This is a genomic window from Pseudarthrobacter sp. KH_020_B, from assembly GCF_057840185.1.
On the sequence record NZ_CM174506.1, the window covers coordinates 713,171 to 724,868 of the forward strand.

At 67.9% G+C, this 11,698-nt stretch carries 13 protein-coding genes; 1 reads left to right on the forward strand and 12 read right to left on the reverse strand.

Annotation, left to right across the window (positions count from 1 at the left end; all coding sequences use genetic code 11):
• Window positions 1-130: 130 nt before the first annotated feature.
• Genes AC3IT0_RS03445 through AC3IT0_RS03455 form a run of 3 tightly spaced genes read right to left on the reverse strand, consistent with a single transcriptional unit; the run spans window position 131 to window position 3,210 of the window.
• On the reverse strand, window positions 131-874 hold the full coding sequence (locus tag AC3IT0_RS03445) for an ABC transporter ATP-binding protein (RefSeq protein WP_489322402.1): 744 nt from the start codon (window positions 872-874) through the stop codon (window positions 131-133).
• On the reverse strand, window positions 867-2,066 hold the full coding sequence (locus AC3IT0_RS03450; RefSeq protein WP_489322403.1) for a FecCD family ABC transporter permease: 1,200 nt from the start codon (window positions 2,064-2,066) through the stop codon (window positions 867-869). Before AC3IT0_RS03450 ends, AC3IT0_RS03445 begins: the two co-directional genes overlap by 8 nt.
• On the reverse strand, window positions 2,056-3,210 hold the full coding sequence (locus AC3IT0_RS03455) for an ABC transporter substrate-binding protein (protein WP_489322404.1): 1,155 nt from the start codon (window positions 3,208-3,210) through the stop codon (window positions 2,056-2,058). Before AC3IT0_RS03455 ends, AC3IT0_RS03450 begins: the two co-directional genes overlap by 11 nt.
• 152 nt (window positions 3,211-3,362) lie before the next feature.
• Here AC3IT0_RS03455 and AC3IT0_RS03460 point away from each other — a divergent pair, with 152 nt between their 5' ends.
• Window positions 3,363-4,136: a DUF6390 family protein gene (locus tag AC3IT0_RS03460; protein ID WP_489322405.1), complete on the forward strand. Its 774-nt coding sequence runs from the start codon at window positions 3,363-3,365 to the stop codon at window positions 4,134-4,136.
• A 31-nt stretch (window positions 4,137-4,167) separates the two neighbouring features.
• Here the strand turns inward: AC3IT0_RS03460 and AC3IT0_RS03465 are convergent, their stop codons facing one another.
• From AC3IT0_RS03465 to AC3IT0_RS03505, 9 genes are read right to left on the reverse strand one after another with little or no spacing between them, the layout of a single operon-like run.
• Window positions 4,168-4,431 (reverse strand): HypC/HybG/HupF family hydrogenase formation chaperone, encoded by a 264-nt coding sequence (locus tag AC3IT0_RS03465; protein WP_489322406.1) that lies wholly within the window; start codon window positions 4,429-4,431, stop codon window positions 4,168-4,170.
• A gap of 13 nt (window positions 4,432-4,444) precedes the next feature.
• Window positions 4,445-4,936, reverse strand: coding sequence for a hydrogenase maturation protease (locus tag AC3IT0_RS03470; RefSeq protein WP_489322407.1), 492 nt, complete (start codon window positions 4,934-4,936; stop codon window positions 4,445-4,447).
• A 7-nt stretch (window positions 4,937-4,943) separates the two neighbouring features.
• Window positions 4,944-5,063 carry a DUF6893 family small protein gene (locus tag AC3IT0_RS03475; protein WP_371875982.1) on the reverse strand — a complete coding sequence of 40 codons (120 nt, stop codon included), beginning with the start codon at window positions 5,061-5,063 and terminating at the stop codon, window positions 4,944-4,946.
• Window positions 5,060-6,502 carry a hypothetical protein gene (locus AC3IT0_RS03480; protein WP_489322408.1) on the reverse strand — a complete coding sequence of 481 codons (1,443 nt, stop codon included), beginning with the start codon at window positions 6,500-6,502 and terminating at the stop codon, window positions 5,060-5,062. Before AC3IT0_RS03480 ends, AC3IT0_RS03475 begins: the two co-directional genes overlap by 4 nt.
• On the reverse strand, window positions 6,499-7,194 hold the full coding sequence (locus AC3IT0_RS03485; RefSeq protein WP_489322409.1) for a DUF6084 family protein: 696 nt from the start codon (window positions 7,192-7,194) through the stop codon (window positions 6,499-6,501). The genes AC3IT0_RS03480 and AC3IT0_RS03485 overlap by 4 nt, the downstream gene beginning before the upstream one ends.
• On the reverse strand, window positions 7,191-7,859 hold the full coding sequence (locus AC3IT0_RS03490) for a DUF5947 family protein (RefSeq protein WP_489322410.1): 669 nt from the start codon (window positions 7,857-7,859) through the stop codon (window positions 7,191-7,193). The genes AC3IT0_RS03485 and AC3IT0_RS03490 overlap by 4 nt, the downstream gene beginning before the upstream one ends.
• A gap of 1 nt (window position 7,860) precedes the next feature.
• Window positions 7,861-8,811, reverse strand: coding sequence for a NifU family protein (locus AC3IT0_RS03495; RefSeq protein ID WP_489322411.1), 951 nt, complete (start codon window positions 8,809-8,811; stop codon window positions 7,861-7,863).
• Between the two features lie 6 nt (window positions 8,812-8,817).
• A complete protein-coding gene (locus AC3IT0_RS03500) occupies window positions 8,818-10,611 on the reverse strand; it encodes a nickel-dependent hydrogenase large subunit (RefSeq protein WP_489322412.1) in 1,794 nt (597 codons plus the stop codon).
• Between the two features lie 27 nt (window positions 10,612-10,638).
• Window positions 10,639-11,697, reverse strand: coding sequence for an NADH-quinone oxidoreductase subunit B family protein (locus AC3IT0_RS03505; RefSeq protein WP_489322413.1), 1,059 nt, complete (start codon window positions 11,695-11,697; stop codon window positions 10,639-10,641).
• Window position 11,698: the final 1 nt, after the last annotated feature.

The following is an 11,698-nucleotide window of genomic DNA, read 5'->3' on the forward strand; positions in this document are numbered from 1 at the left end:
CCCTCGGACGCTCTCTCACTTAATGCGGGTTTTTCCCAAACGCTCTCTCACTTTCTTAGGGAAAGTGAGAGAGCGTTTGCGGTTTTCTTACGTTAAGTGAGAGAGCGTTGGCCGTGAACCGGACGCTCTCTCACCGGCCGCCGTAGTGCACCGCTACGGTCCGGCGGGTGTTGCGGCCGTCGACGTACGCCATGGTGCTGACGCCCACTCCGTAAAGGGCCGTGAGTTCCTTTTCGCTCAGCAGCTCCAGGGCATCGCCGGTCCGGGGTCCGCCGGCAGTGAGCAGGACGGCCCGGTCAGCGAGGTACAGGGCGTGGTCCGGGTGGTGCGTGCTGAGGAGCACCGCCATGCCGTCGGTCATCAGTTCACGCAGGAGCCGCAGGACGCGGACCTGGTTCTTCAGGTCCAGGCCGGTGGCGGGCTCGTCCAGCACCAGGACCGGGCAGCCGGCGGCGATGGCCCGGGCGATCAGGACCAGCTGCTGCTCGCCTCCGCTGAGCGTGGGGAAGAACCTGCTGCGGAGGCCGGCGATGCCAACCCTGTCCATGGCCTCCAGGGAAGCAGCCCGGTCCGCGGCACCCGGCGACCGGAAGAGGCCGATCTGCCGGGCACGTCCCATCAGCACCATATCCAGGGCCCGGTAGGCGAAGGTACTGCCATGGGCCTGCGGGACGTAGCCCGCCCTGGCCGCCCGGGTGACGCTACCCTCTACCGGGTTCAGCAGCCCGGCGGCGCAGCGCACCAGCGTGGTCTTGCCGCTGCCGTTGGGTCCCAGGACGGCGGTGGCTGTTCCCGGCAGGACCTGGAAGCTGACGTCCCGGAAGACCCAGTCCATCCGGCCGTATCCGAAGCCTACGCCCTTGAGCTCAAGCACTTTCCCAGATCCTGTCCCGGTTCCGGCGCAGCAGGACAAAAAACACGGGTGCGCCGATCAGCGCCGTCAGTACACCGAGCGGGATCTCGCCCGCCGTCGCCGTGCGCGCCACGGTGTCCACGAGCATGATGTAGGCGCCGCCCAGGAGGAAGGACACCGGCAGCAGGACCCGATGGTCCGGTCCCACCCACATCCTTGCCAGGTGCGGGACCACCAGGCCCACCCAGCTGACTGCGCCGCTTACGGCGACCGCCCCGGCCACGATCAGTGCCACCGAAACGAGGACCACCCAGCGCAGCGGGCGGGGCCGGATCCCCAGTGCGGTGGCGTCGTCGTCGCCCAGCGAGAGCACGTTGATGCGCCACCGCAATGCCAGGAGCACCAACGCGCCCCCGACGACGGGAATCAGCGCCACCAACACCTTGCCGAAGGTGGCGGTGGCAACGCTCCCCAGAAGCCAGAACACGATGGCCGGCAACGTGATGTTGGGATCCGCGATGTAGGTGACTAGGGCGACCAGCGCGGAGAAGAACGATCCCGTGACCACGCCGCCCAGCACGATCATGAGCAGGGGCGTCCCGCCGCGCCCCGAGGTGATGAGGAACAGCATGGCCAGGGCAATCAGGCCGAAAACGAACGAACTGGTGATCAGCGCGAACGTCCCCAGCCCGAGGAGTATCGCCAGCGCGCCGCCGAAGGATGCGCCCGCGGAAACCCCGATGATGTCCGGGCTGACCAGCGGATTGTGGAAGATGGCCTGCAGCGCGGCGCCGCCGATCGCCAGGCCGCCGCCCACCAGCAGCGCCAGCAGCACGCGGGGGAGCCTGACCAGGAGCACCACATTTCCTTCCGTGGCGGTGGCCTCGGAGGGGATCGGGACGACTTGCCCCACCAGGATCTGCACCACGTGCCAGAGCGGAACGTTGTAGCGGCCCACGGCCAGGGCTACCAGGGTCACGGCAACCAGGAAGATGGTGCTGACGGCGATGGGCTTCAGTGCCGATGGTCCAGGCCGCCGGTCCCGGTCCCCGGGCCCGTCCCGGTCCGCAAGCCCCGATCCGCCGTCGATTTCCCCATGCTCCCGGACGCCGTCGTCGTGAGCATCCCCGGCAGGGCTGTGGTCCCGCTCCGGGCCATCGGGCGTACGGGCGCGGCCGGCCTTAAGCCGTTCGTCGCTGGCGTCATGCAGCATTGAACTGTTTGTAGAAGTCGGAGTCGGCGTTGGCCGCGGTCCACAGGACCTTGTCCAGCTCCGCCGCCGTCGGCTTGTGGCTGTACAGGAAATCGAAGTACTCGGTGACCTTGTTCCGGAGGAGGGAGCGCTGCTGGGGGAACGCGATGTCGCTGAGCCAGTGCCACATCAGCGGGGATTCTTGCCCGGGGGGATCCCACCGGTACCCACCCAGCGGCACCTTGTAGACGCGCCGGTTCTTTACCGCGGACACGGTCTGCCAGACGGGATCCGCGTACAGGTCTTGGGGCATGGCGGCGTCGAAATTTCCCAGCAGGATGATCTCCGGATCCCACCGCAGGACCTGCTCCACGTCCAGGCCCACCATCCCCGAGCCCTGCAGCGGATCATTCCCGGTGGCGGGATTCGTGCCGCCCACCAGCTTGATGTAGAAATCGTTGTAGCTGTTGGCCGCGGCCACCTTCAGGCCGCCGGTGAACCGGTTGAAGTACAGGATGCTTGGCCCGGCGGAGTTCCGGCCGGCCGCCAGCTTCTTGACGGCGGCGAGTTCCAAATCGCTCCGGGTCTTGATATCCACGGCGCGTTCGGGTTTCCCCAGCATCGCGGCGAACATGGCCACCCACGCGTCCATATCCTCCTGCTTGCCGTTGTTGGTCAGCCCGATGACGTTCAGGCCGGCCTTTTCCAGCGGGTCGATGAGCTGCGCGTCAGACCACTGGATCACCACGTCCGGGTCCAGGGCCCGCACGCTCTCCACATTGGCCGTGAAGTCCTGCGTGGCGATGTCGTGCGGCAGTTCCAGGGCCTTCGGAAAGATGGTGCCCATGATGCCGTCGCGCATGGCCACCCAGGAGGCATTGTGCATGGCGGCGAGATGATCCGCCGTGCGGTCCACCGCCACCAGCAGCGACGCCGCGGGCATGGGGATGGTCACCACCCGGGTCACCGGCCGGGCGAAGGTGAGGGTTTTGCCGCGCTGGTCGGTGATGCTGATCGCGCCGCTGCCGCCGTTCCCGCCGGTCGTTGCAGGGCCCGACGACGGCGGGGAGCCGGGGGAGCCGGCGCATCCGGCCAGCAGGGCTGCAGAGCCTCCCGCCACCAGGAGTTGGAGGGCGGCGCGGCGGTTCAGATCAGTGGTTGCCATGGTGCGTGACCCCTGCTTTCGGTCTGGGCAGCGTCCGCACGTGGGCGGAGGCTGCCAACGGATTCTTGAGGTGCCCCAGTGGCCAACGCACCCTTGTCCGGCGCAGGCTGCGGTGCTACGTTCAAAAGACCCTCGGAGAAGGTGGCCACGCCATGGTTGTCGATGGTGCCCAGTTGTTTATCCGGTACGCGTACCCGCCCAATTCGCGAGGCAGCTGCGGCCCTCCCGACAGTGACGCCCTCCTGCACTACGGCCAGTCCGGAGTCACCGACCAGGGCCTGCGGGAACTCGCGAAGGGCTTCGCCGGAGCCTGGCCCTACCTGGAACTCATCGCCGGTTCGCACGGCATCCACGATCCGCTCGACGCCCGCGTGGTGGAGGCTTACTGGGTAGGCAACAGCCTTCTGGACACTGTGGGCATCAGCACCATGGGCAACTCGATGGAAGACCGGTTCAGGGCACGCACCGGCCTGCAGTTTCCGCACCTCGTGGAAGGTGTCCTGGCCGGCGGCGTCCCGCACCACAGCTTCCACGTCTTCGAAATCTATCCCTGGCTGGGCCTGCTCCGTGATGACCGCCGGTATGCCACCGCGCTGAACGTCCTGGACCGCTGCCGGATCCGGTGGGGCGAAGTCCTCGCCATCACCGGCGACGAAGCCGTGGTGAAGTCGCGTCCACTGACCTGGGACGGCACGTCCTTGGCGGTGGGGGAGCCCGAGGTGGAAACCGCCAAGTATGCCGTGAACGGAACCGGCTTCATCGCCGGGCTCGCGGCGGGCGATGTGGTCTCGCTGCATTGGGATTGGGTCTGCGACCGGCTGACGCCCCACCAGTTGCAGCAACTGAAGCTCTTCACCGGCAGGCACCTCAAGATCGCCAACAGCGGCGTGGAGCATCGCGGCGCCGCCATCGCCCTCGAACGGTAAAAAGTGGCGCGCTGAACGCCGGCGCATCCGCCTAACCGCCTTGGCCGGCATCGCCGGGTTGCCGTGGCTGGCCCATAAGTTCCAGGCCGCTCATCGCCCGTTCGGCGCCCGCAGGGTCCACCCGCTCTAGCGCGAAGCCCATGTGGATCAGGACCCAACTGCCCGGGGGCAGCGGTCCGTCGTCCAGGAGCCCGATGTTGATCCTGCGCTGCACTCCCGCCACGTCCACCAGGGCGAGCTGGTCGCCGTAGCCATCGATCGGGCCGATGACCTGGCCGGGGATTCCGAGGCACATGGTTTGGTCCGCCTTAGGTCTGCTGGGAGGTGTGCTGGCTGAGGAGATCGACGACGGCGGCCATCGCCCCCGGGAGGGCGGCGGACACCGGCGCTGTCAGGCCGATGCCCTCCGTGACGTCGGCCGGAACGCAGCCCACCACGTAGGTCACGGGAACCTCGCCGCCCAGGGACCGGAGCTTGCCCAGGACGGCCGCAGGGTCCATGCCGTGCGGGTCCAGGGATGCGCCGGCGTCGAGATCCTCGCTGCGGATCCGGAGCACGCGGAGGCTGCCAGGGGCCCCGTCATCGTCTGTCCCGCGTTCCGGCGGCACGGCATCAACAAGGACCAGCAGGTCCACTCCGGCCAGGAGATCGTACGCCAGGTGCATGCCGCGGATGCCGTAGTCAGCCACCTCGACGCCGGGCGGCAGTCCCCCTTCCGAGGCCAGCCGGCGGGCGACCTCCGGGCCGAAGCCGTCGTCGCGCATGAACATGTTGCCCACGCCTGCCACCAGCACAGTCATGCCGGGCTCACATCCGCCGTGCCTTCAGATAGCGCTGGACGTCGGGGACCGACCGGATCCCCACGTAGACGGCGCCGAGTGCCAGCGCCGCCAGCAACGCTACGGTGGCCATTCCTATGATTCTCATGGCGGGCTTTCCTTTCCATCCTGCCCCAGGGGTTCGAGCTCTTCCGGTGAATAGTAGAAGGACCGGCCGTAGCCCTCGTGGAGGTCCGCAGCGGGGTCCTTGTCGAGGACCAGGCCCACGTGGGTGCTGCCGTCAACATCGAAGTGGACGTTGGTGACGCGTCCCGTCTGCCCGGCGAAGAACAGGTCCTGGGCATCGGCCCGCCGGCTCGGATTCACCCGGACCCTGCTGCCCCGGGCCACGGGAACCCCGTTGATCACGACGGCATCCAGGTGCGGCTGGACCAGGGCTTCGGCCTCGGGCGTCCACCACGCGGCGTCCTCGCCGGGGCGTCCGGCTTGGGGCTCCCCAACGCCGGGGACCCCGTCCAACGCGGCATCCAGTTCAGCACCGTCCAGGGCATGCGGATTGCGCAGGATGCCGTGCAGCTGCTGCAGCTCCGCCGGGGACATGGCCTCGCACCGGTCGATGATGGCCGCCGCCCGTGGATCCGTGGCCCGGGCTTCGGCCTTCTCCTCCTCGGTGAGGGTCAGCACGCGCAGGGTGAGGATCTCGTCGATTTCCGTGGAATCGTACAGCGCCACCGAGCTTTCCGGCGCCACCGCGGGGTGGTCGTAGAGGATGATCGGGGACACCAGCAGCACGTCCGACTGCCCGTCCGGACCGGCCAGGACGGGCCAGCAGCGGTGCTGCTCGCAGGTGGCAGCCGCGGCCTGGGCGCTCGGTGGCGGCTCAAGCAGGGAAACAAAGTCGGCGTCCTGGAGGCTCAGGAGCAGGTGCGTGCCAATGAAGGACTCCGCGATGGCCTCCTGCCTCCTCCAGCCATCCGCCCCGCCTGGCACAGGGGAAGCCGCCGTGTTCACAGCGCGATTGGCGACGCCGACGCGCAGCCTGGCCAGCGGCCCGCCGGCACGCGAAGCTTCCAGCCCCACCTCACCATGAAGCGGACGACGACGGCGGACCAGCCGCCCAGCCAGCCGCCCCGAGGCGTCACGGAGTTCCTCGATGTCCTCGCCGCCGGGTATCTCCACAGGCAGAACCGTCGCAGGTTCGCTGAGGCCGGCCACGGCGAACGGTCCCAGTGTGACCTCCCGTTCGACTGCCTCATCCCAGCTCAGCCAGCGGGAGGCGCCGACCGAAAGCTCATCCACCGCCGTAAACCCGCCGTCGTCGTCCGCTTTCTCAGCGGTCCGGCTCTGGAGCTGCAGGAAGCGCAGATGGATTTCGATCGCAGCCTGCGGGCCGGGGGTGAGCAGGGAGTCCGCGAACATGTCCGCTTCCTCGCCGGTGCCGGCTGCGGCGGCGCCGGGCGGCCCGAGGATGCCGAACTGCCAGCGGGCCTGGTTCTTCTGCGAGGACGCGCGGTAGGGGTAAAGCAGGTAGCCCTCGTAGAGGACGGCATCGGCGACGGCGCGGGCCAGGCTCAGGCTCATGTTCATGGCAGCGGGTCTCCTGACACTGCTGCCGGGGACAGTCCTGCCGGGGATGCCGCTGCCGGGGACACCACCGCGTTCGCCAGCAGGCTCTCCACGGTGGCGTCCCACGACGTCAGGCCGCGGGCCGCCTTGTAATGCGACAGGGCGGCGAGCACGTCCCGGTCCAGGCGGAGCCAGCCGGTGTTGGGGAAATACTGGTCCATCAGCCGGCGCCAGGCGTCCACGGGAAGCCGGTACGAGGCTTCAAGGTCCCAGGGCACCTGCTCCACGCCGAAGCCGGCCTCGCCCCGGGTGAACACCGTGCCGGAGAACAGCAGTTCCAGCGGGACCAGCCCGTCCCGCAATGACTGCAGGTATTTGGCGGCGGACACGTCGAAGTCAAAGGTGCAGGGCAGCGGCAGCCGCACCTCGGTTTCCCCGGTGAAGCCCTGCACCATGGTGCTGCACTGCAGCCAGAGGAACGACTTCAGGGTGGTGGGCCAGCGGCCGCGCTCGCCGAAAAGGTCCAGCAGGCCGGCCTCTTCCCCGGGGGAGTAGCCGCGGCGCTGGGGCAGGATCCGGACCTGGCAGCGCAGGGCGATGGCGTGCACAGCGGCGCCGGTGGACTCGGTCACCCGCAGCGTCGCCGTGAGCTGGGGTGCCGCCGCGTACGGTTCGGGCTGGATGTCCAGGACCTCGAATGCCAGCGCAATCACTGAGGGCCTCCGGACGCTGACTCCCGCGTGGTTTCGTGGACCGGGGTGCTGCGGCTGCTGACCTTTTCGAAGAAAGCGGTGAGCTGGTTGCGGGCCTCCTGGCCGCCGTCGAACCCCCGCCACAGCCGCCGCAGGTGCCCTACCAGTTCGTAGCAGGCGTCCACGGGGACCAGATGGCAGTCGGCCTGCGGGCGTTCGCCGGGGCCCCGGATCAGGAGCGCCTCGGTGTCCGGGGCCGCAATGGACAGGGCAGGATTGCGCGCCATCACGGCATCCCAGGCGTCCAGCGGCAGCTCGGATTCGGTGGCGCCGGCAGGGCCCGGATAGAACGCCACCGTCCGCTCCATCCTGGAACTGCGGAAGAAGAATGCCAGTCCCACGGGTATCTCCAGCTCGTCCCACTGGCTGGGGCCAAGCTCAAAATCGGGGAAGGACAGGTACCGGTCCGGCACCGACCGGTACCGCAGGTGGGCATTGCTGTCCGTGAAGAGCAGATAGCACGGCCGGCACGTGCACATCATGGCGTGGCTGTCCAGGTCCACCACGTGCTGGTGTTCGGCCGCGATGGGCTCCCCGCACATTTCGCAGCGCTCGCCCGCGGGCGCTGCCGGCGGCGCGGCGGCGATCCGGCGCAGCAGCGCAATGGGCAGGCCGGGCGCCTCCACGTCAGCCAGCCTTCCCCGCCGCAACCGGTACGGCCACGGACATCACGCCGCTCCGCACCAGGAGCGGGAGCGGGTCCAGGTGCAGGCTCCGGTCCTCAAGGCAGGAGCCGGCCTGGCGGACATCGAAGTGTGCGCGGCACGTGGGGCAGCGGAGCAGGCCGCCGCCGGTTGGGGCGGCGAGGGCGCGTTGCAGGGCGGCGCCCGCCATGGACCCGTCGCAGCGCGGGCAGTGGTCCCGGTAGGCGTAGACGTCCTGCCCGGTCCGGCAGGCCAGGAGCGAATAGCCGCCCACCTGGAACCCGGCCACGTCGCCGGGTTCCAGGTCGGCGACGGCGGGGACGGGCTCCCAGGACCCTTCCGGCTGGTCGTGCCAGCTGTTGCCTGTGCTGGTGGTGGGGTCCGTGTGGTTCATCCGGACCAGCAGGGAGTCCACGGGGATGAAGGCAGGCGTGGCGGCGTGCTTTTCCGCTTCCACCACTTCGATGGCCGTCACCTCCGGGGCTGCCGTTTCAATCGCCTCTTCGACGGCGAACTTCAAGGTAACGGACGACGACGGGCAGCCCTGGCAGGTGCCGAGCAGCTTCAACCGCACGACGCCCTCCGGGCTGATGGCCAGCAGCTCCACGTCCCCGCCATGGGAGCCCAGGTACGGCCGGACGCTGTCCAGCGCGCCGGCCACCCTCGTCTCCATCGACTCGGGATGCAGACCGTGGATGATCAGCAGGCCGGACACCAGCTCGTCGGACGCGAGCGCTGCCAGCGTCCCGTCGTCGAGCTTTCCCTGCTCATCGAGGATTTCCAGGATGCGTTCCAGCCCGGAACCGTACATGTCCGTGACTTGGCGGACGAGGTCTTCGGCGCGGCCGCGGGCCACCGCCCCGCCGGCGCCGAGGGCGTCGAGGAGCGTACCGATCCGTTCACCGGTCTGCAGCGGCCGGTCCGCGCCGGACATGGCAGGTTACTCGCCCGTAAGGGCCTGGGTGGGCGAGTGCAGCATTTCCAGGGTCTGGCCGTTGCCCAGGTACATGTGGACACCGCAGGGCAGGCACGGGTCAAAGCTGCGGACCGTCCGCATGATGTCGATCCCCTTAAAGTGCTCGCGGTCGTTCTCCTCGAAGATCGGCTGGCCCTGCACCGCATCCTCATAGGGGCCCGCGGTCCCGGACGAGTCCGTGGGGCTGGCGTTCCAGGGGGTGGGCGGGTACGGGTGGTAGTTGGCGATCTTGCCGTCCCGGATCACCATGTGGTGTGACAGGACACCGCGCACCGCCTCGGTGAAGCCGCAGCCGATGGCCTCGTCCGGAACCGTGAACGATTCCCAGGTCTTGGTCCGGCCGGCCCGGATTTCCTCGAGCGCCTTCTCGGCGAAGTGCAGCGCGGCTGCGGCCGCGTAGGCCTGGAAGTACGTACGGGCGCGGTTGCGTTCCAGGGTGTTGCTCCACTGCGGGATGTTCCATTCAAAGGAAACAGGACCTTTGAGGGCGGTCTTGGGGAGGTTGATCTGCACGCTTGTGCCGGTTGCCTTGATGTAGCCGATGTCCACCAGCCCGGCCAGTGACGTGGCCCAGAGCCGCGCCAGCGGGCCGCCGCCGGTGTCCAGCGCCAGGTTGTTCTCGCCGTCGAACCAGCGCGGGGACATCACCCAGCTGTACTTCTCCTTCAGGTCCCTCTTCTGCGGCCGCGGATTGGTGTGCTGGTTCCAGGGATGGCGGCGGTCCACCGGGTTGCCCAGCGGATCGCGGGTCACAAACATCTCCTGGTCTTCCCAGTCCTCGTAGTAGGAGGAACCCAGCATGATCCGGATGCCCAGGTTGATGCGGACCAGGTCCGTGGTGACGAGCTTGCCGTCCACCACCACGCCCGGGGTGACGAACATCTTCCGGCCCCACTGGGTCATGTCCATGTACTCGAAGTTGCAGTAGTCAGGGTCCTGGAGGGAACCCCAGCAGCCAAGCAGGGTCCGGCGCAGGCCTACCTGTTCGTAGCCAGGGAGAGCCTCGTAGAAGAAATCGAAGAGGTCGTCATGCATCGGCACGACCTTCTTCATGAACTCCACGTACCGCATGAGCCGGGTAATGTAGTCCGTCATGAGCTGGATGGTAGCCACGGTCCCCACGCCGCCGGGGTAGAGCGTGGACGGGTGCACGTGGCGGCCTTCCATCAGGCAGAACATCTCGCGGGTTGCCCGGCTGACCTGCAGGGCCTCGCGGTAGAACTCGCCGGTGAACGGATTCAGCGAGCGCATGATGTCCGCGATGGTCCGGTAGCCGTGGTCGCCCTCATGCGGGGCCCGGGTATTTTCCGCCTTGGCCAGGACGCCGGGGTTGGTCTCGGAGACCATCCTTTCGCAGTAGTCCACGCCCACCAGGTTTTCCTGGAAGATGTTGTGGTCGAACATGTACTCCGCAGCCTCGCCCAGGTTGACGATCCATTCGCCCAGGTTGGGCGGCTTCACGCCGTAGGCCATGTTCTGCGTGTAGCAGGAGCACGTGGCGTGGTTGTCGCCGCAGATCCCGCAGATGCGGCTGGTGATGAAGTGGGCGTCCCGCGGGTCCTTGCCCTTCATAAAGATGGAGTATCCGCGGAAGATCGAGGACGTGCTCTTGCACTCCACCACCTGGTTGTTCGCGAAATCGATCTTGGTGTAGATGCCGAGGCTGCCGACAATCCTGGTGATGGGATCCCAGGCCATCTCCACCAGGTTGCTGTTGTCCGTCCCGCTCCCGGACGGCATTGGAATCGTTGAGGTCATGTTCTTCACCTGTCTGGAATGGGATGGTTACCAGGTGCGCTGCGCGCCGGTAAGGAGTTCGCGTCCGGGCCTGCGCCACTTGGGCTCCTGGTCCAGCGTGTGGGTGGTGATGCCGCGCAGCGCCCTGATGGCGGCGCCGTAAGGGCGGATGGTGCTGGTTGAGAGCTTGCCGCCGGGTGGCTCGTCCATAAACGGCATGAACTTGTCCGGGAAGCCCGGCATGGTGCAGCCGATGCAGATGCCGCCCACGTTGGGGCAGCCGCCGATTCCGTTCATCCACCCGCGCTTGGGTACGTTGCACTTGACCACCGGGCCCCAGCAGCCGAGCTTGACGATGCACTTGGGGGAGCCGTACTCGGTGGCGAAGTCGCCCTGCTCGTAGTAGCCCGCCCGGTCACAGCCTTCATGGACCGTCTTGCCGAACAGCCAGGTGGGCCGCAGCGCATCATCCAGCGGGATCATCGGGGCCTGTCCGGTGGCCTGGTACAGCATGTAGGTCATGGTTTCGGAGAGGTTGTCCGGCTGGATGGGGCACCCGGGCACGCAGACGATCGGGATTCCGGCCTTGGACTTCCAGTCATAGCCGAGGTAGTCGGGAACGCCCATGGCGCCGGTGGGGTTTCCCGCCATGGCATGGATGCCGCCGTACGTCGCACATGTGCCGGCGGCGATGATGGCCGTGGCTTTGGGCGCCAGCCGGTCCAGCCATTCACTGGTGGTGATGGGCTGGCCGGTGGCCAGGTCGTTGCCGAACCCGCACCAGTAGCCCCCGGCGTCGTGCAGTTTTTCGTTCGGGATGGACCCCTCAACCACCAGGACGAAAGGCTCCAGCTCGCCGCGGTCCGCCTTGCGGAACCACTCGAGGAAGTCGTCCGCACCTTCCTGCGGGCCGCACTCGAAATCGATCAGGGGCCAATGCATGGCAATGCGGGGCAGACCGGGCAGGGCGCCGAGCGCGATCTCCTCCACACTGGGCTGGGTAGCCGCTGTCAGGGCGACGGAATCGCCGTCGCAGCTCAGCCCTGCGTTGATCCAGAGCACGTGAATCAGGGTTTCTTCGGCCCTGAGGGAAGTTTCGGTAGGCATC